This window comes from Bosea sp. 124 (assembly GCF_003046175.1).
GTDB lineage: Bacteria > Pseudomonadota > Alphaproteobacteria > Rhizobiales > Beijerinckiaceae > Allobosea.
The window spans coordinates 3,746,163-3,764,341 of the sequence record NZ_PZZM01000001.1 but is presented as its reverse complement, the minus strand read 5'-3'; the positions used below and the strand labels follow the sequence as shown (position 1 = coordinate 3,764,341).

At 65.8% G+C, this 18,179-nt stretch carries 23 protein-coding genes; 10 read left to right on the top strand and 13 right to left on the bottom strand.

Annotated features, from left to right (window positions below):
* The first annotated feature begins 2 nt into the window (after positions 1-2).
* Positions 3-968, top strand: coding sequence for a thioredoxin-disulfide reductase (gene trxB, locus C8D03_RS17870; protein ID WP_108048237.1), 966 nt, complete (start codon positions 3-5; stop codon positions 966-968).
* A 143-nt stretch (positions 969-1,111) separates the two neighbouring features.
* On the top strand, positions 1,112-2,002 hold the full coding sequence (locus C8D03_RS17865; protein ID WP_108048235.1) for a LysR family transcriptional regulator: 891 nt from the start codon (positions 1,112-1,114) through the stop codon (positions 2,000-2,002).
* Positions 2,003-2,565: 563 nt separating this feature from the next.
* On the opposite strand, the gene C8D03_RS17860 is transcribed toward C8D03_RS17865, so the two are convergent.
* The 4 genes from C8D03_RS17860 to leuB form a co-directional block, all read right to left on the bottom strand.
* Entirely contained in the window at positions 2,566-3,120 is a 555-nt protein-coding gene (locus C8D03_RS17860; protein WP_108048233.1) for an NADPH-dependent FMN reductase, read from the bottom strand.
* A gap of 83 nt (positions 3,121-3,203) precedes the next feature.
* Positions 3,204-3,767 carry a methylated-DNA--[protein]-cysteine S-methyltransferase gene (locus C8D03_RS17855; RefSeq protein WP_108048231.1) on the bottom strand — a complete coding sequence of 188 codons (564 nt, stop codon included), beginning with the start codon at positions 3,765-3,767 and terminating at the stop codon, positions 3,204-3,206.
* A 123-nt stretch (positions 3,768-3,890) separates the two neighbouring features.
* The gene (msrP, locus tag C8D03_RS17850) at positions 3,891-4,847 is read right to left on the bottom strand and encodes a protein-methionine-sulfoxide reductase catalytic subunit MsrP (protein ID WP_108048229.1); all 957 of its coding nucleotides are present in this window, start codon (positions 4,845-4,847) and stop codon (positions 3,891-3,893) included.
* A gap of 178 nt (positions 4,848-5,025) precedes the next feature.
* Positions 5,026-6,135: a 3-isopropylmalate dehydrogenase gene (gene leuB, locus C8D03_RS17845; RefSeq protein ID WP_108051802.1), complete on the bottom strand. Its 1,110-nt coding sequence runs from the start codon at positions 6,133-6,135 to the stop codon at positions 5,026-5,028.
* A gap of 111 nt (positions 6,136-6,246) precedes the next feature.
* Between leuB and C8D03_RS17840 the strand changes: the two genes are divergently transcribed.
* The gene (locus C8D03_RS17840; RefSeq protein WP_248308515.1) at positions 6,247-7,716 is read left to right on the top strand and encodes a phospholipase effector Tle1 domain-containing protein; all 1,470 of its coding nucleotides are present in this window, start codon (positions 6,247-6,249) and stop codon (positions 7,714-7,716) included.
* 9 nt (positions 7,717-7,725) lie between these two features.
* Here C8D03_RS17840 and C8D03_RS17835 read toward each other — a convergent pair whose 3' ends face one another.
* On the bottom strand, positions 7,726-8,127 hold the full coding sequence (locus C8D03_RS17835; RefSeq protein WP_108048227.1) for a RidA family protein: 402 nt from the start codon (positions 8,125-8,127) through the stop codon (positions 7,726-7,728).
* The gene (locus C8D03_RS17830; RefSeq protein WP_108048225.1) at positions 8,127-9,311 is read right to left on the bottom strand and encodes a lytic murein transglycosylase; all 1,185 of its coding nucleotides are present in this window, start codon (positions 9,309-9,311) and stop codon (positions 8,127-8,129) included. Before C8D03_RS17830 ends, C8D03_RS17835 begins: the two co-directional genes overlap by 1 nt.
* Positions 9,312-9,441: 130 nt before the next feature.
* Between C8D03_RS17830 and C8D03_RS17825 the strand changes: the two genes are divergently transcribed.
* The 3 genes from C8D03_RS17825 to C8D03_RS17815 all read left to right on the top strand — a co-directional run bounded on the left by C8D03_RS17825 (position 9,442) and on the right by C8D03_RS17815 (position 10,913).
* Entirely contained in the window at positions 9,442-9,702 is a 261-nt protein-coding gene (locus C8D03_RS17825; protein ID WP_108048223.1) for a SemiSWEET family sugar transporter, read from the top strand.
* A gap of 66 nt (positions 9,703-9,768) precedes the next feature.
* A complete protein-coding gene (locus C8D03_RS17820; protein ID WP_108048222.1) occupies positions 9,769-10,125 on the top strand; it encodes a DMT family protein in 357 nt (118 codons plus the stop codon).
* 23 nt (positions 10,126-10,148) lie between these two features.
* Complete coding sequence (locus tag C8D03_RS17815; RefSeq protein ID WP_181301075.1) at positions 10,149-10,913, top strand: class I SAM-dependent methyltransferase; 765 nt, start codon at positions 10,149-10,151, stop codon at positions 10,911-10,913.
* Positions 10,914-10,919: 6 nt separating this feature from the next.
* Here C8D03_RS17815 and C8D03_RS17810 read toward each other — a convergent pair whose 3' ends face one another.
* The 4 genes from C8D03_RS17810 to C8D03_RS17795 all read right to left on the bottom strand — a co-directional run bounded on the left by C8D03_RS17810 (position 10,920) and on the right by C8D03_RS17795 (position 14,830).
* Positions 10,920-12,044: a PQQ-dependent sugar dehydrogenase gene (locus C8D03_RS17810; protein WP_181301072.1), complete on the bottom strand. Its 1,125-nt coding sequence runs from the start codon at positions 12,042-12,044 to the stop codon at positions 10,920-10,922.
* 80 nt (positions 12,045-12,124) lie between these two features.
* A complete protein-coding gene (locus tag C8D03_RS17805; RefSeq protein WP_181301070.1) occupies positions 12,125-13,093 on the bottom strand; it encodes a phosphatase PAP2 family protein in 969 nt (322 codons plus the stop codon).
* Positions 13,094-13,211: 118 nt separating this feature from the next.
* Positions 13,212-14,186, bottom strand: coding sequence for a Bug family tripartite tricarboxylate transporter substrate binding protein (locus tag C8D03_RS17800; RefSeq protein ID WP_108048216.1), 975 nt, complete (start codon positions 14,184-14,186; stop codon positions 13,212-13,214).
* A gap of 158 nt (positions 14,187-14,344) precedes the next feature.
* On the bottom strand, positions 14,345-14,830 hold the full coding sequence (locus C8D03_RS17795) for a YaiI/YqxD family protein (RefSeq protein ID WP_108051796.1): 486 nt from the start codon (positions 14,828-14,830) through the stop codon (positions 14,345-14,347).
* A gap of 141 nt (positions 14,831-14,971) precedes the next feature.
* Between C8D03_RS17795 and C8D03_RS17790 the strand changes: the two genes are divergently transcribed.
* The 4 genes from C8D03_RS17790 to C8D03_RS26995 all read left to right on the top strand — a co-directional run bounded on the left by C8D03_RS17790 (position 14,972) and on the right by C8D03_RS26995 (position 16,024).
* A complete protein-coding gene (locus C8D03_RS17790) occupies positions 14,972-15,172 on the top strand; it encodes a hypothetical protein (protein ID WP_146170222.1) in 201 nt (66 codons plus the stop codon).
* A gap of 14 nt (positions 15,173-15,186) precedes the next feature.
* Positions 15,187-15,420 carry a hypothetical protein gene (locus tag C8D03_RS17785; RefSeq protein WP_108048212.1) on the top strand — a complete coding sequence of 78 codons (234 nt, stop codon included), beginning with the start codon at positions 15,187-15,189 and terminating at the stop codon, positions 15,418-15,420.
* Between the two features lie 15 nt (positions 15,421-15,435).
* Positions 15,436-15,732, top strand: coding sequence for a hypothetical protein (locus C8D03_RS17780; RefSeq protein WP_146170221.1), 297 nt, complete (start codon positions 15,436-15,438; stop codon positions 15,730-15,732).
* Between the two features lie 160 nt (positions 15,733-15,892).
* Entirely contained in the window at positions 15,893-16,024 is a 132-nt protein-coding gene (locus C8D03_RS26995) for a hypothetical protein (RefSeq protein WP_282568601.1), read from the top strand.
* A gap of 278 nt (positions 16,025-16,302) precedes the next feature.
* Here the strand turns inward: C8D03_RS26995 and C8D03_RS17775 are convergent, their stop codons facing one another.
* The 3 genes from C8D03_RS17775 to C8D03_RS17765 all read right to left on the bottom strand — a co-directional run bounded on the left by C8D03_RS17775 (position 16,303) and on the right by C8D03_RS17765 (position 18,049).
* Positions 16,303-17,115, bottom strand: coding sequence for a transglutaminase-like domain-containing protein (locus C8D03_RS17775; protein WP_108051794.1), 813 nt, complete (start codon positions 17,113-17,115; stop codon positions 16,303-16,305).
* A 90-nt stretch (positions 17,116-17,205) separates the two neighbouring features.
* Positions 17,206-17,598, bottom strand: coding sequence for a hypothetical protein (locus tag C8D03_RS17770; protein ID WP_108048208.1), 393 nt, complete (start codon positions 17,596-17,598; stop codon positions 17,206-17,208).
* On the bottom strand, positions 17,558-18,049 hold the full coding sequence (locus C8D03_RS17765; RefSeq protein ID WP_108048206.1) for a hypothetical protein: 492 nt from the start codon (positions 18,047-18,049) through the stop codon (positions 17,558-17,560). Before C8D03_RS17765 ends, C8D03_RS17770 begins: the two co-directional genes overlap by 41 nt.
* Between the last annotated feature and the right edge of the window lie 130 nt (positions 18,050-18,179).

Genomic DNA, 18,179 nt, shown 5'->3' with positions numbered 1-18,179 from the left:
CCATGGCCCATACCCATGCCCGCGTGATGATCATCGGTTCAGGCCCGGCCGGCTACACCGCCGCGATCTACGCCGCCCGCGCCATGCTGGAGCCGGTGCTGATCTCCGGCATGCAGGCCGGCGGCCAGCTCATGATCACCACCGATGTCGAGAACTATCCCGGCTTCGCCGATGTGATCCAGGGCCCCTGGCTGATGGAGCAGATGCGCGCCCAGGCCGAGCACATGGGCACGCGCATGGTCTCCGACCACATCGCCCGCGTCGATCTCTCGCAGCGGCCCTTCCGGCTCTGGGGCGACGGGGCCGAGACCTATTCCTGCGATACGCTGATCATCGCCACCGGCGCCCAGGCCAAATGGCTCGGCCTGCCTTCCGAACAGACCTTCCAGGGCTTCGGCGTCTCGGCCTGCGCCACCTGCGACGGCTTCTTCTTCCGCAACAAGCAGGTCGCGGTCATCGGCGGCGGCAACACGGCCGTCGAGGAGGCGCTCTATCTCGCCAACCTCGCAGCCAAGGTGACGCTGGTCCATCGCCGCGACGGGCTGCGCGCCGAGAAGGTGATGCAGGACCGCCTGTTCAAGCATCCGAAGATCGAGGTCGTCTGGGACTCGGAGATCGCCGAGATTTGCGGCGGCACCCAGCCGCCCAACGTCACCCATCTGCGGCTGAAAAACCTCAAGACCGAAGCCGAGAGCGAACTGAAGACCGATGGCGTCTTCATCGCGATCGGCCACAAGCCGGCGACCGAGCTCTTCGCCGGCCAGCTCGATATGAACGAGACCGGCTATCTCGATGTCGTTCCCGGCACGAGCCAGACCAATGTGCCGGGCGTCTTCGCGGCGGGCGACGTCACCGACGAGCATTATCGCCAGGCGGTGACCGCCGCGGGGATGGGCTGTATGGCCGCTCTCGACGCGGAACGCTGGCTGCAAGCGAGCGAACTGGAGCAGCTCAAGGCCGCCGAATAAGGGCCAGGCTGCAATTCATCACAGAAATTGATTGCTTTCGTAACCAGATTCAGTGTGAAAACAGCGCAGACTTGCTACGCAGGCGTTGACGTTCAACGATTTTAGTCCCCAACATGCGTCAAACGCATAACGGGGGAAGCGCGGTGGATTGGGACCGCATCAGGATCTTTTATACGGTCGCCGAGTCCGGCAGCTTCACCAAAGCTGGCGATGTTCTCGGCCTCAGTCAATCCGCCGTCAGCCGCCAGATCGGTGCGCTGGAGCGCGAATTGCGTGCACCGCTGTTTCATCGCCATACGCGCGGTCTGATCCTGACCGAGCAGGGTGAACTGCTGTGGCGTGCCGCACGCGAGATGACGCAGCGCCTCGAACGGACGCGCTCGCAGCTCTCGGAGACGCGCGAGCACCCTTCGGGCGAGCTCAAGGTCACCGCGACCCGCGGTCTCGGCGGGCACTGGCTGACGCCACGCTTGGCCGAATTCCTCGACCTCTACCCAGACATCAAGGTCGACCTGATCCTCACCGACGAGGAACTCGACCTCTCGATGCGCGAGGCCGACATCGCGATCCGTCTGCGCCAGCCGCAGCAGCCGGACCTGATCCAGCGCAAGCTCTTCACGGTCCACTTCCACGTCTACGGATCGCCGGCCTATGTGAAGCGCTTCGGCGAGCCGAAGACCTATGAGGATCTCGACAACCACCGCCTGCTCAGCTTCGGCGGGACGTCGCCCTCCTACCTGACCGCCGTCCACTGGCTGGGCACGCTCGGGCGCGACCCGCGCAACCCCCGTCCGATTCATCTGACGGTCAACAACATCACCGCGATGAAGCGCGCCGTCGATTCGGGGGCCGGCATCGCCGTGCTGCCGGACTACCTGATCGAGACCGGATCGCCTCTGGTGCAGTTGATGCGCGAGACCGAGATGCCACAGCTCGAGAGTTATCTGGTCTATCCGGAAGAGATGAAGTCCGTTGCCCGTGTGCAGGTCTTCCGCGACTTCCTGATCCAGAAGGCGCAGCGCTGGACCTATTGACCAGCCGGCCGAATCGGCCCGGCTGCCGACGCCTTCGCGCCGGCCGCATCCTCCATTTGCATGATACAACGGCAGTGCCGGGCGAGAACCGCTCGACGATGCGGCATGTCTTAACGAAATTGCGGCACCCGCGAGCCAGGCGGCTGCGCTGTGCGCATATTTATCAATGATTTAGGCTGAAATCGCGCCAATTGATTGCAATGCATGCAATTGGCGCATGGCGGACCCAAGCTATGCTGCATTGCAAAAAGGCACCTGCTGCCCGATATAGCAATCACGGTTGTTCGGAACGGGCTCTGCTATCTCCTCCCGGCATCGAGTTCGTTTCAGCCGTTCCCCTCTGAGATGTTTGGCATTTGCGCCAGATGTTTCAAACTTTAAAGGCCGGCTCCCTCGCGGGACGCCGGCCCTTTTTTTGGCTTTTGCCAAGAGAGAATGCACAGGGGGCATACGCCAGGGAACTGCACCGCCGTCATTGCGAGCGAAGTGAAGCAGTCCAGACGGGTTGGCACGGCCGCTCCTGGATGGCTCCCTCGCTGCGCAACCCGCAATGGCGGCTGCCCTTACGCGGCGAGCTTCCCGACCAGCCCCGCGAACTTCTCCATGAATGTCTGCAGGAACGCGCGCGTGGCGTCATTGGGAATGGCATCGGTGTCGTCGACCAGCCCGTCCTTCCATGTGATGAACATCTGCCCGCCCATCACCAGCGCACCCTGATTGCCGAGGATGTCGCGCAGATGCTGCTGGGCGCAGGCGGTACCGACGCCGCCGGGGCTGGTTCCGATGATCGCGGCAGCCTTGCCGCCCCAGACGCCTTTGCCGGACGGCCGCGCCGCCCAGTCGATCGCGTTCTTGAGCACGGCGGGGATCGAACGGTTGTGCTCGGGCGTCACCACCAGAACCGCATCGGCGCCCTCGATCTCGCTTTTCAGCCGCGTCGCCGCCTGCGGCCAGGCAGCCGCCTCCAAATCCTGATTGTACATCGGCAGATCATCGATCTGGACGAAATGCGGCGTGAAGGACGCGCTGCCCAGTTTGGCGAGCGCCTGCGCCAGCTTGCGGTTGATCGACGCCTTGCGGTTGCTGCCGACGATGATGGCGAGCTTGAACGGAGCCATGAAACGCACCTCGATTGAAGGGATTGGGGAAGGGTCGGAAAGCGAAACGCCTGAGAGCGGCTTTTGGGTTCAACCCGTCAGGCTCAGCGCGGCCGCGCCACCAGCGGCAGGGCATCGAACAGCCCCGGAAGCGGGCTGGTACGCGCCTTCTCGATCGTCAGCATCCGGAGCTTGGTCTCGACGCCGCCATCGGCGGAGAAGCCGCCCGTCTTGCCGCCCGCCGCGAGCACGCGATGGCACGGCACGATCGGCGCGAACGGGTTCTGGCCCAGCGCCACGCCGACCGCCCGCGCCGCGCCCGGCTCGCCGATCCGCGCCGCCACCTCACCATAGGTCAGCGTCTCGCCCGGCGGGATGGCGAGCGCCACCTCGTAGACCCTGCGGTTGAACTCCGGCACGCTGGCGAGGTCGATCGGCAGATGCGAGAGGTCACGCGGCTCGCCCGTCAGCAGCGCGATGATGTCGGCGATGGCAGCCTGCGCGAAGTCGGGAGGTGATGCATCGCTCGCCTGCGGAAAGCGCCGCGACAGCCGCTGCCGCGCGACCTCCTCATCCCTCTCGGGGAGTTGCGCACCGATGATGCGCCCGGCCTGCCAGACCAGCACACAGGTGCCGATCGCGGTGTCGAAGAGACGAAAGTGCTGCATGCCTCAACATAGGCGATTGCTTGAGGTGCAGTCACCTGCATCATTGCGAGCGTCAGCGAAGCAATCCAGAAGGGCTCGCTAGGGAGCCGGATTGCTTCGCTGACGCTCGCAATGAACGTGAAGCTACATATAGAGCCTCTCGCTCTCCAGCCCCTTGTAGAGCCCGGCGACCTGCTCGCCATAGCCGTTGAACAGCAGCGTCGGCTTGCGGTCGCGCGTGCCCAGAACCTGCTCGCTCGCCTGGCTCCAGCGCGGATGCGGCACCTCCGGGTTCACATTGGCCCAGAAGCCGTATTCGCTCGCCTGCAGCCCCTCCCAGAAGGTCTTGGGCCGCTCGGCCACGAAGCTGATCTTGGTGATCGATTTGACCGATTTGAAGCCGTATTTCCACGGCGTGATCAGCCGGAGCGGCGCGCCATGCTGCGCCGGGATCGGCTTGCCGTAGATGCCCGTCACCAGCAGCGGCAATTCGTTCGTCGCCTCGGCGATGGTCAGCCCCTCTGTATAGGGCCAGGGATACCAGCGCTGCGACTGGCCGGACGCCATGCGCGGATTCAGGAAGGTCTCGAAGCGGATGTATTTCGCGCCCGAGAGCGGCTTCGCGAACGCGACGAAGGCCTTCAGCGGGATTCCGGTCCACGGCACCGCCATCGACCAGGCCTCGACACAACGGAATCGGTAGAGCCGCTCTTCCAGCGGCAGCTTGCGGACGAGATCGTCGAAGCCGATCTCGAGCGGCTTCTCGACCATGCCGTCAATCGTGACCGTCCAGGGCCGCGACACCAGCTTCTTCGAGGCCGCCGCGACGTCCTTGGAGGTCCCGAATTCATAGAAATTATTGTAGTTGGCCGCTAGGTCCTCTTCCGTCACCGGCCGGTCGAGCGTGTAGGCCGCGTTCTTCTTCGCCGGATAGAGGTCGAGCGTCGGGTCGGCACCCTGGGCGGCAGCGACCTGCGGCAGGGTGGAACCGGCGATGAGGCCGGCACCACCCGCCATGAAGCTGCGGCGGTTCAGGAAGACGGATTCGGGCGTGGCCTGGCTTTCGGGCATCTCCCAGCCAGGACGGTTCTTGATCAGCATCGACGGACAGACTCCGTTTCGGATGCCGCAACTGTAGCGCATGGCCGAGCGTCACGCGCAATTCACGAGGGGGAGAGGTGGAGCGGCCGCCGCATGGTCGGGCTTGCCCCGGCCATGCCTTCCCGCATCCTCTGCCGGCGAGGCTCGGACCAAGGCGCGAGCATCACGCCGCAGACGATCAGCCCCGCACTTCCAGTGCCTTGATGATCGCCTGGCCCATCTCGGTGGTCGAGACGGCGTTGGCGCCCGGCGCGGCAATGTCCTTGGTGCGCGTGCCCGAGCCGAGCACGTCGGCGATCGCGCCCTCGAGACGGTCGGCCGCCTCGCCCGCGCCGAAGGAATAGCGCAGAGCCATGGCGAACGAGCCGATCATCGCGATCGGATTGGCGAGGCCCTTGCCGGCGATGTCGGGGGCCGAACCATGGACCGGCTCATAAAGTGCCTTGCGCTTGCCTGTCGCCGGATCCTCGGCCCCCAGCGAGGCCGAGGGCAGCATGCCGAGCGAGCCGGTCAGCATCGCCGCGATGTCGGAGAGGATGTCGCCGAACAGGTTGTCGGTGACGATGACGTCGTACTGCTTGGGCCAGCGCACGAGCTGCATCGCACAATTGTCCGCCAGCACATGCTCGAGCTCGACATCCGCATAGTCCTTGGCATGGAGTGCGGTGACCGTCTGCTTCCAGAGCACGCCGGTCTTCATGACGTTGTGCTTCTCGGACGAGGAGACCTTGTTGCGGCGCGTGCGCGCCAGCTCGAAGGCGACGCGGCAGATCCGGTCGATCTCCGGCGTGGTGTAGATCTGCGTGTCGATGCCGCGCTTGCTGCCATCCTCCAGCGTGACGATTTCCTTGGGCTCGCCGAAATAAACGCCGCCCGTCAGTTCACGCACGATCAGAATATCGAGCCCCTCGACGACCTCCTGCTTCAGCGACGAGGCCGAGGCCAGCGCCGGATAACAGATCGCCGGGCGCAGGTTGGCGAACAGGCCGAGATCCTTGCGCAGGCGCAGCAGGCCGGCCTCGGGGCGGTGCTGGTAGGGCACATCCGCCCATTTCGGCCCACCGACGGCGCCGAACAGCACGGCATCGGCCTCCTGGGCGAGCCTCATGTCACCTTCCGAGATCGCCTGTTTGTGCACGTCATAGGCGCTGCCGCCGACGAGCCCCTTCTCGATCTCGAACGAGCCCAACCCCTGCCTGCCGAACCAAGAGACGATCGTTTCGACCTGGCCCATCACCTCGGGGCCGATGCCGTCACCGGGAAGCATCAGAAGCTTATGGGTCGCCATGGTCGTCGCCTCGCGCATTGTTTTTGGGTCGATCCGGCCGTTGCGGCCTTGCGCGGCTGATTACGGGCGGAAGCGAAGCGAGGCAAGCGCGTCGCCGCAATCCTGCCCCGCATGGGCAAGCTGCCAGCCGAGGACGATTCTCGGCGTTCCACTATTGTTCTTGCAACCAAAGGTTGCTATATCAGCGAACGTAGGAGGATCGGCATGGCGCGTAACATCGTCATCTTCGCGGACGGCACTGGGCAGCGCGGCGGCGTGCTTTTCGACGAGTGCCGCAGCAACATCTACAAGCTCTATCGCGCGACACGCACGGCGCCGGATTCGGGCATCAACCCGGCCGAGCAGATTGCTTTCTACGATCCCGGCATCGGCACCCTGCCCAAGGGTATCGGGCTTTTCGGCACGATCGGGCAATGGCTCTACAATCTCGTCTCGCAGGCGACCGGGCTCGGTCTGACCAAGAACATCATCGACGGCTACACCGCGATCATTCGCAATGCCGTGCCGGGCGACCAAATCTTTCTTATCGGCTTCAGCCGCGGCGCCTATACAGCACGCTGCATCGCAGCAGTGCTGGCTCATTGCGGCATACCGACCCGGATGAAGGACGGCACACCGCTCAGGCGGGACGAGGCGTCGGCCCGTGTCATCGCGAAGGAAGCCGTCACGAAGGTCTATCAGCACGTCAGTTCGGAGAAAGATGCCGCCTATCGCGGGCAGCGCGACGCGCTGGCCGCTCGCTTCCGCACCGCCTACGGCTCAGGCGATGCAGCGGGACCGAACACATGCCCCTATTTCATCGGCGTGTTCGATACTGTGGCGGCACTTTCGAATACCGGCTCGCTCATCGTCACGGGTCTGATTGGCGGCGTGCTGCTCTTGGCGCTTTCGGCAATCGGCCTGGCGCTCGGCTACGGCTTCTGGACGTCTGCCTCGGCGATCCTCGGCGCATCGGGCTTGATCGCCCTCGGCTTCTATCTGCGAAGTCATGTCAAATTCGCGGTCGGGCTTCCCGGCATTGCCTGGTGGAAGACCGTGCATCTCACCAGTTTCCGGATGAAGTTCTACAATACGCAGTTGAACTCCAATATCGGCTATGCCCGCCATGCCCTCTCGATCGACGAACGGCGCAAGGACTTCGAACGCGTGCCGTGGGGCAAACCGGACGTTTGGCGCGATACCGGGGCCGGGAATCCCGACTGGTTCGAGCAGATTTGGTTCTCCGGAAACCATTCCGACGTTGGCGGCAGCTACCCTGACAGCGAGTCGCGTCTCTCCGACATCAGCCTGGGCTGGATGGCGCATGAGGCCGCGAAACTGCCCGACGGCTTGAAGATCGACTGGAGCGTGCTCCGGCTTTATCCCGATCCACGCGGCATGCAACACGACGAGATGCGGTCCCTGGCTTTTCGCTTCGCGGCGACGGTGACCCGCGAGATCAAGCCGCAGGCAAGGCTGCATGACAGCGTCTACGAGCGCATAAAAGCCGGCCGGGTGCTACACTACGACGTCGAACGCCCATACCGCCCGGACAACCTTCGCCAGCACGAACAGGCTGGAGGGCTGTTCGAACAACAGTGACGAAAGCGATCAGCAGGCAGCGAGCAACCGCGCAGTGACCTCGATCTCGACCTTCATCTCGGGCTTAAGCAGGCCGCTCACGACATAGATCCCCGCCGCGGGGCGGATCTCGCCGAAGACCTCGCCGCAGACGCCCAGCACCGGCTCGCAATAGCTCCGGTCGATGACGAAATACTGCGCCCGCACCACCCGCGCCAGCGAAGAGCCGGCCTCGGTCAGCACCGCCTCGAGCGTGCGGAAGATGTTGCGCGCCTGCTCGGCGGCATCCTCCGGCAACGTCATGGTGACATAGTCGTAGCCGGTCGTACCGGAGACGAAGACGAGATCGCCGTCGACCACTGCTCGCGAATAGCCGAAGGCGGTCTCGAACGGAGAGCCGGTGGAAATCAGGCGGCGCGTGGAATGCGCCATCACACCCGCCCGCCTTTCAGCGCCCGCAGCACCTTCTCGCCGGGCCGCCCGGTCTGCGGCATGCCGATCTTGGCCTCGATCTGCTTGATTGCGCCGCGCGTCAGCGCGCCGACCGCCCCGTCCGGCTCGCCGACATCGAAGCCGCGCGCAATCAGCAGGCGCTGCAGTTCGCGGCGCTGCTCGCGCGAGAGCGGCAGGTCGTCGGTCGGCCATTCCCCTTGCACGCCCGGCCGCCCGCGCAGCCGGTCGGACAGGAGCGAGATCGCCAGAGCATACGAGTCGGCGCCATTGTAGCTGTAGGCGGCATCGTAGTTCTTGAAGACGAGGAAGGCCGGGCCGTTGCGCCCCGCCGGCATCAGCAGCCCGGCATTGCTGGAGCCGGTCAGCGCCGAGCCGTCGAACTTGACGATGCCGCGCGCCGCCCAGGACGAGACTGGCTGCTTGGGATTGCGCCCCGTCCCGCCGGAATAGCCGCCGGGCACGCGCACCTCGTAGCCCCAGCCAGCCCCGGTGACCCAGCCGGCCTTGTCCATGAAGTTCGCGGTCGAATGCAGCGCGTCGGGAATCGAATCGACGAGATCGCGCCGCCCGTCACCATCGCCGTCGACAGCGAGCCTGAGATAGGTCGAGGGGATGAACTGGGTGTGGCCGAAGGCTCCGGCCCAGGAGCCGAACAGGCGCTCCGGCCGGACATCGCCACGCTGGATGATCTGCAGCGTCGCGATCAACTCGCCCTTGAAGAAGGCATTGCGACGCGGCGCCAGGCAGGCGCCGGTCGAGAGCGCCTGCACCAGCGGCATCTTGCCCCGCGCCTTGCCGAAATCGCTCTCGACGCCCCAGACGGCGGCGATGGTGTGCCGATCGACGCCGAAGCGTTGCTCGGCCGCGGCAAGCGTCGCGGCGTGCTGGCGCATCATCGCGCGCCCTTCGGCGACCTTCTCGTCATCGACCAGCGTACCGAGATAATCCCAGATCGGAGTCTTGAACTCCGGCTGGTTGTTCATCGCCTCGATCACCTTCATGTCGGGCTCGACGCCGGCCATGGCGCGATCGAAGGTAGCCGTCGAGACGCCCTTCGCGGCGGCCTCGGAGCGCAGGCCGGACAGGCAGGATTGGAAGCTGCCCTGCGCCGAAGCGGCCGAGGCAAGCAGGACGAGGGGCAGGGCCAAGGTGATTGCGCGCATGGTCTCCACCGAATCGCAGGAATGACGCGAAACTAGGGCGCAGCGGTTAAGGGAGGTTAACCATCGCAGATTTGCCGCGCAAAGGAGGCGAATCCGATTAAGACGGGTTAGCCTCACGTCGGAACGATCCATGTCGCCAGCCTCCATCGAGACCCTCGGTTTCGCCGCCGCCGCCCTGACCAGCCTGTGCTGGCTGCCACAGGCCTGGCGCACCATCCGCACCCGCGACACCCGCGCGATCTCCCTCTGGACCCAGTCGCTTTTCGCCGCCGGCACCGCGCTCTGGTTGACCTATGGCTTGCAGATCGGCTCCTGGCCCGTCGTCTTCGCCAATGCGCTGACCCTGCTTCTGGTGCTGATGATCGTCATGATGAAGCTGCGCTTCGGCTGACGCGGCATCGGTCGAAACCCAAGGAACCCAGCGGCGCGGTCGGCGCTCGTCGAAGGAAGTCGTGGCATGCCTTTCATCACCCTCGCCCATGTCCTGCCCGTCGCCATGCTGGTCGGCTCGAACATCTTCATGACCTTCGCCTGGTACGGCCATCTCAGCTACAGGAGCACGGCGATCTGGCTCGCCATCCTCGCAAGCTGGATGATCGCGCTGCCGGAATACATGCTCGCCGTGCCGGCCAACCGCCTCGGCTCGGCCGTCTATTCGACCGCCGAACTGAAGACCATGCAGGAGGTCATCACCCTGACGGTCTTCGCCGGATTCTCGGTGTTCTGGCTGAAGGAATCGCTGACCTGGAACCATGCCATCGGGTTCGCGCTGATCGCGGCCGGCGCCTTCTTCATTTTTCAGGCGAAAGCCTGAACCTCAGCGGGATGGACGGACACATGCCAGCGAACATCCCCTCCCCCGGCCACCCGGCGGTCGAGGCCTATCTCGCCAATGGCTATGACAGCGTCGTCGGCATGTCGTCGCGCTTCGCCGCCGCGATCTGCACGAGGCTGCTGCGCCTGCAGACGGAAGAAGGCGTGACCGGCCCGATCGCCGAGATCGGCGCCTTCGAGGGCCGCTTCTTCATCGCCCTGGCGCATGCGCTGGAGCCAGGCGAAATCGCGCTCGGCATCGATATCTTCTCCTGGCCGGACGCGCAGGTGAAGGACCGCTTCGAGGCCAATTGCCTGAAGCATGGCATCGGCCCGGAACGCCGCCGGACGATCAAGGGCGACGCTGGCGCCATGACGCAAGCCGACCTTCTCGCCCATGCCGGCGGCGAGAGGCTGCGCCTGATCCATATCGACGGCGAGCATTCCCGCAACGCTCTCGCCAGGGACCTGACGCTCGCCACCGCCTGCCTGGGCGAAGGCGGGCTGATCGTTCTCGACGACATGCTCCACCCCGGTTATCCGACGCTGATGGTCACGGTTCAGGCCCATCTCGAAGCCAATCCCGACATCGTTCCGCTCTGCGTCATCGACCGCGAGACGATCGTCGGCGCGACCAAGTTCGTGCTCTGCCAGCGTGCCTGGTTCGAGCGCTACCAGACGCGCCTGCTGGAGATCTTCCAGGACTGGATCTGGCCGCTCGGCGCTGATTTCGAGCCGCATTGGTGCCTGGTGCTGTCGCAGGACACGAGGCTGGCGGAGATCGTCTGAGCAGACTTAGCGCGCGGGCCTGACCCGCATCACCCGGCCATCGGCAGCATCGCTGAGCAGATACAGCAAGCCGTCCGGGCCCTGCCGGACATCGCGGATGCGCAAACCGAGATCGGCGAGAAGCCGCTCCTGCCCGGTGACGCTCTCGCCTTGCGTCGACAGCCTGACCAGCATCTGCCCGGCGAGCGCCCCGACGAAGAGCGAGTTCTTCCAGGCCGGCCAGGCAGCCCCGGTATAGAAGGCCGCGCCAGACGGCGCGATCGACGGGTCCCAGTAGAACAGCGGCTGCTCCATGCCGGCCTTGGCAGTCCCCTCGCCGATCTTCGCGCCGGAATAATCGATGCCGTAGGTGATCACCGGCCAGCCATAGTTGCGACCGGACTTCGGCGTGTTGACCTCGTCCCCACCGCGCGCACCGTGTTCGGCGGTCCAGAGTTGGCCGGTCTCGGGATGGAGCGCAGCGCCCTGCACATTGCGATGGCCGATCGACCAGATCTCCGGCTGCCAGCCCTCGAGTTTCGGGTTGTCGGCCGGCGCGACGCCTTCGGGGCGGATGCGCATGACCTTGCCGATATGGTTGCCTGGATTCTGCGCCTGGTCGCGCTGGCTGTAGCGGTCGCCGACCGTGACGAAAAGCGCACCCGTGCGGTCGAAGACCAGCCGCGAGCCGAAATGCATGGCGCTGTTGATCGTCGGCATCTGCTGGAAGATCACCTTTGTGCCCTCCAGCGCCGTGCCGCGCTCGCTCAGCCTCGCTCGGGCAACGCTGGTGCCATTCCCGCCGGCCCGCGGCTCGGCGAAGGAGAGGTAGATCAGGCGGTTCTGCGCAAAGGCCGGATCGAGCACCACGTCGAGCAGCCCGCCCTGCCCCCGCGCCGCGACATTGGGAACGCCTGCGATCGGCGGCGACAGCTTGCCATCGGCCCCGACCAGCCGGAGCCGTCCGGGCCGCTCGGTCACCAGCATGCGCCCATCGGGCAGGAAGGCGAGCCCCCAGGGATTCTCCAGCCCGCCCGCCACAGTCTCGACGATGAGGTCACCGGCGCTCGACGGGAAGCGTTGCTGGGCCGCAGCCGGCCCGGCCGCCACAAGAATGGCTGCCACCATCAGGGTCGAGGTGAATATCCGCATCGTCGGGCTCCCGTCGGCTGAGATCGCTCCGACGGAGATAGGCAGTCCGCCGGGCCTCACCAACCGCAAAGCTCGCCGGATCACGGCTTTGCGAAGATCTCCGGCCGGCCGACGAAGCCGATATCCTGCCGGGCAGCAGATCCGGACGCAACGATGCGGCACGCCAGAGCATGAGCAGCGAGGGCGATGGCCAGCCCTGCCAGCACATCGACGAAGTAGTGTCCCCCGTCGATCGGCGTCGCCACGATCATCGCCACGTTCAGCAACGTGCACGGCCAGCGCAGCCAGGGATGGTTCCAGCCAGCGAACAGTATGATGAGCCCGAGCGCAGCGTGGTAGGAGGGAAAGGTAATGATGCCATGGGCGCGCGTCAGGTCGATATGCACCGCCTCACCCACATGGAGCGCGGTCAGATCGCCCAGATGGATGAAAGCTGCTGCAGGCCGCAAATTGGGATAGTCGGCCGGGGATAGATCGAGGAAGGCGAAGGTCGAGAGCGCAGGGAGCAGCCCCGACACCGCAATCACCGCGATCCCCGACAGGATCATTCCGACGATCATGGTCCGTGCGGCAAGGCCGCGCCCGGTGAAGGACAACACCAGGATCAGCGCGACAAGCTGGAACATGAAGCTGTTATAGGCGAGCGTCAGCGGCACCGAGAACCAGGCATGACGGTCCATCCAGCCGAGCCAGACCGCCCAGTCCAGGCCGAGCGCGAGATCGAGCCGGTGCAGCAGGGCATCCTGTAGCGGGAGACCAGGCGTGACCACGAGATAGGAAAACAGCGCACCGACGGGAGAGAAGGCGACGATCTGGCCCATGCAGTCCAGCGCCGCGCTCAGCTTCGGCTCTGCCCTGCACACGGCATAGTAACGACCAAGCCCGGCGAGCACCCCACCGACAGCCAGTGGCACGATCAACGAGAGCGGCGCGACCGTGACGCGCGTCAAGGGCAGCCACAAGAGATCCAGCGCGAGCAGCCCAAGGATCGCCGTCCAGGCCACCCGGTTCGCACGCCCAACTTCAACGCCATCCGCTTGCTCGAGCATGCCGCTGTCCCGCATCGTTGCAGGACTTTATCTAGCCACCAAGCCTTTAAGCCGGATCAACGCGATTGGTTAAAGATGGCCATCCCGCCGCGCGCGTGCAGGCCGTGCCGGCCCTGCACTATTCCGGCTTCACCCCGGCCGCCTTGATGATGTTTTCCCAGATCGCGATTTCCTGGAGGTGATAGGGGCGGAACGCGGCCGGGTCGCGCAGTTTCATCGTGAAGCCGAGCTTCAGGATCTGCTCGGTGACGGTGGGCTTGGCGAGCGAGGCCAGGATCGCCTTCGACAGCGTCTCCAGCACCGGCGCGGGCGTAGCGGCCGGCGCGAAGAAGGCAGCCCAGGAATCCGCGTCAGCATTGCTCACGCCCTGCTCTCGCAGGGTCGGGATGTCCTTGGCGCGCGGATTGCGCTCCGGGCTTGCCAGGGCGAGCGCGCGCAGGGTCCCGGCATTGATCTGCTCGAGCACGCTCGGCAACGTTGAATTGGCGATGTCGATGCGCCCGCCGATGATCTCCTGCACCAGCGGCGCCGCACCGCGGAAGGGCACATGCGTCATCTTGATGCCGGTGCGGGCCATGAACAGCTCCATGGCGAGATGCGAGCCCGAGCCGACGCCGGTCGAGCCGTAATTGAGCTTGTCGGGATCGGCCTTTGCGAGCGCGATCAGTTCCTTGATGTTCTTGGCCGGGAGGTCGTTGCGCACGACGAAGGCGTGCTCGAAGGCACCGACCCCGGCGAGCGGCGCGAAATCCTTGACCGCGTCGTAGCCCGGCTCCTTCAGCAGGAACATGTTGTTTCCATGCGTCTGGTTGTTGCCGAAGATGATCGTGTAGCCATCGGCCGTGCCATGCGCCACGGCACGCGTGCCGACCGCACCCGAGGCACCGGCCCGGTTGTCGACCAGCACGTTCTGGCCGATCGAGCCCGAAAGATCCTGCGCGACGAAACGTGCGATGGCATCGGTCGGCCCGCCCGCCGGATACGGCACGACGATGGTGATCGGCTTGGCAGGGAAGCTCTGCGCCGCGACAAGCGACGGAGCGAGGACGGCACCGGCCATCAGGCCGAGCGTGGAGCGGCGGGTCAACGACATGAAATTCCTCCCGGGCGGCCCGATCTGCGACAGGCTTGGCGCGAGCTTTAGAACATCGGCCTGAAAAGTGGAATGCAGTTTTCGGCAGAAAGCCGATGCGGAATCAAAGGCCTACAGAGAAGCATTCTCCGAAAGGCGCTTGGCGGAGCGTGTCGCGTTCAGCGCGCGACGAAGCCCGCCCGCTTCAATCTCTGGATCGCAAGGTCGAGCGCCTGCAGGAAGGCCGAGCGGTCCCTGGCCGAGAACGGCTTCGGGCCGCCGGTCGCGGTCCCCATCGCGCGCAGATCCTCCATCATGTCACGCGTCGCCAGCGCCATGCCGATAGAGGCCTCGGTGAAGGGCTTGCCCGTCGGGCCGATGACCTCGGCGCCGGCCTTGATGCAGCGATCGGCGAGCGGAATGTCGGCTGTGACGACGATCGCACCGCGCGAGACCCGCTCCGCGATCCAGTCATCGGCCGCATCGAAGCTGCCCGTGACGACCACGCGTTCGATCCAGGGCTCGCGCGGCAGCATCATGTAGCTGTTGGCGACGACGAAGACGCGCAGTCCGTGGCGCTCGGCGACCTTGAAGATCTCCGGCTTCACCGGGCAGGCGTCGGCATCGACATAGATCGCGATCTGCGTGGGGCTGGCGCCGAGCATTTCCATCTCCGTCGAGCCATGACAGGCGCGCCCGGCGCAGGCAAGCCTGCCGTTTTATGGCCGCTTTACGCTTGGCGGCTTCTTCCACATCGCGCGCTTACGGCGACCGGACCTACACCCTCCGCAACGATGGAGGTTTTCATGACCATGCTTGCCGACCCCGCCCATAACCGTCAGCTCCGGCGCGCCCGCGCCGTCTACTGCACCCTGCGGGCCCCACGCAGCGCGAGCACGGACAAGTCCGGCTCGCTGCGCGCCGAACTGGCGATGCTCGCCGTCTTCCTGTGCGTTGCCGCCGGCGTGATCGCGCTGCGCGCCTGGCTGCATCTGCCCCAGCTCTGAGCGCGCGACGCGACATGGGCCAATCCCGCTCTTTCCAGCCCGGGCCCGACGGCACGAGCCATCTCTTCCTGGTCGGCCGCTCGCAGGGCGGTTTCTGGGTCGCCCGTGATCTCGAAGGCCAGGCGGAAGGCATCTTCCGCGACAAGAAGACCGCCATGCGCTTCGCCCTGTTCGAGGGCGGCCACGCCAATGTCGTGATGCTCTCGCCCAACGCGGTCGAGCCGAGCTTCGGCAAGGGCGTGCACTAGGGCGGAATGCACGCAATGGCGCCACGCATCCCACGGCAGCTCGACCGCGATCTCGCCGCCATCCTCCAGGACGCGGCCTGGGCCCTGATCGACCAGTTGCAGTCGGCCGGGATCGAGGATGACGCCGATCTCGCGCGCCGGCTCAACCGGCGCGGCTTCCCCTGTCACGGTCGCAGCCGCTGGACGGCGGCCGCGGTCAGAAACATCAGGCGAAGGCGCAATCGAAGCTACGGTGCCATGCACAGCCAACCGCAAGAAAGCACGTGCGCCCGCCTTGGCTCTGTCCTAGGCTCACCTTCTGCTTCGACATGATGAGACTCGGCCTCCGCCGGGCCGGCCGCGGCAGGCGAAAGCCGCCCCATGATCGACCTTCAGCGATAGCGCGCCGAGCACGATCCGGGCTCGGCCCGACGCATAGCCGATGATCACCAGGCGACGCGATGACGCGCCGCTCAACCCAGGGAGCCCGACAATGGCAAAAGGCGAACAACGCAGCAATCGCGAAGCCAAGAAGCCCAAGAAGGACAAGCCGAAGGCAACCGCCGCGGCACCTGCGAGCTTCGCCGCCGTGGTCGCCAAGGCGGCAGGCCCCAAGAAGAAATGATCCGCTTCAGGACGCTCGACCCCGCTGAGACCGCAGCGCCAAAGCCCGCCAGGACGGCGCCTGTCGCAACACTGCCGCCGGATGCGGAACTCGCGGCCGATCCGGGGCCAGATGCCACCAGCAAGGGCCTGAAGCGCAAGACCCCGCTGCGAACGAAGAAACCGGATGCCGGGAGGCCTTTCAGGGGCTGACAGGCGATTCGAGACTTCCCGAGCCCTCATCCTTCGAGACGCCGCTGCGCGCTCATCAGGATGAGGGCGGAATGCCCCAATGCGCCGTCACCCCTCGACCACCTCGTCGGTCCAGACCCTGAACCCCGTCAGCGTGTTCGGCCCGAAGGTCGTGGCGATGGCGACATCGGCCGCATCGCGTCCCTGCGCGATCAGCACGCGGCCGATGCGGGGCACGTTGTTGCGCGGGTCGAACATCTGCCAGCCGCCATCGAGATAGGCCTCGAAGGACGCCGCGAAATCGCCCGGCGGCCAGGGCGGCGGCGTGCCGACATCTCCGAGATAACAGGTGCAGTAGCGCGCCGGGATGTTCATCGCCCGGCAAAAGGCGATGGCGAGATGCGCATAGTCGCGGCAGACGCCCCGGCCCTCGCGATAGGCGTCGGAGGCGGTGCGCGTCACGCTGGCATCGTTATAATTGAAGGTGATGCGCTGGTTGACGAAATCGCAGATCGCCTGAACGCGCGCGGCGCCGGGCGGCGTATGCCCGAACAACTGCCAGGCAAGATCGAGCAGCCGGTCGGAATCGCAGAATCGGCTCGCCAGTAGGAAGACGATGCACTCCTCTGGCAGGCGCTCGACGGGGACCTGACCGGCGCTCCGATCGAAGGCCTCCGGCAGGCCGCTGTCGGAGATGATCGCATCGGCCGTGATCCGCATCGCCCCCTGCGGCGCGAGCAGCCTGGTGCACCAGTTGCCGAAACCGTCGCGATAGGCGCTGACCGGCACGGAGGGCCGGATGCGCATATGGTCGGGCGTTTCGAGGTCCGAGACCCGGCTGAAATGCACGTTAAGCATCAAGATCAGCGGTGTCGGTTGCGGAAAGTCATAGTCGAGCTCGTAGCCGATCCTGAGTTTCACGCGGTGCCTTCTGCGCGTCGAAGCGCGGTTGATGGAGGGCCCCTCAGCCTGGCGAAGCACCATGCACGTTTCCGGCCAGTCTGGCGCGCATCATGGTTTCGTTCGCATCCGCTCGACCTCCCGTAGCAGCTCGAGCGCACTTCGCGGCGCCACGTTGCCGCCGGCTGGCGGGCTCGTGCGCTGCGCGGGCACATCGAGCCAGGCCGGCCGCTTCGGGCATAGCGAGGTCAGCTCATAGACCGAATCCGCGCTGAGCGACGGCCCCGCACGCGGTATCAGCCCTTCACGGGGCCGGCGGGAACTCCACGCCGCTTCGGTATAGTCGATTTCCTCGGCCACGGCGCCGGCATCGGAATCCTGCGGGTAACGCAGGGCCGGGTCCGACAGCGTGATCGCCACCTCGGCGATGCCGTAGAGCCCGGTCGGAAGGCCGGTTCGGCCGCTATCGTAGCTCCAGGCGCCGCACCAGCGGGGCCTCGACACGCTCGGGAAATGCCTTCCGATACGATTCGGACATCTGCCAGCGCGGCGTCGGGCGTGGCGGGACGGTCGTCTGCGACAGCAGCACCGCCTTGTTGGCGCGCATCACGGCATGCAGCGCCATCATCCGCCCGACCATGTCGGGGCCGGCGACGCTCATATAGCTGTCGATGCGCGCTTTCAGCAGCGCTTCGAGGCAGGAGGCCGGCGAGTCCGCCCCGCCGCAACCGCCACCCCCACTCTCGCCCTCGCCGTCGATGCGGGCGACCAGATTGCGGAACCCCGCGACATCGATCGACCCCATCGCGCAGGTATCGGTCTGCGCCGGCTGGACGGATTTCGCTGTGACGAAGCGGTACCAGCCTGCCCGGCCGAGGCCATAGAGGAAGCACAGCCCGATGAAGCCTGCGACGCAGAGCTGGAACCAGTGCTTGCGGATCCAGCCCTCCGACATCGCCTCTCGCTCTCGCCGGTTGCCCCCTCGCTCCGGTTCAAATTCACATCGCTTCTGCCACCGATCAAGCACTCTTGCTTGCGATGGGGCGCCATGCGCCCTAAACCACCCGCGCGCCAGCCGCGGCGCA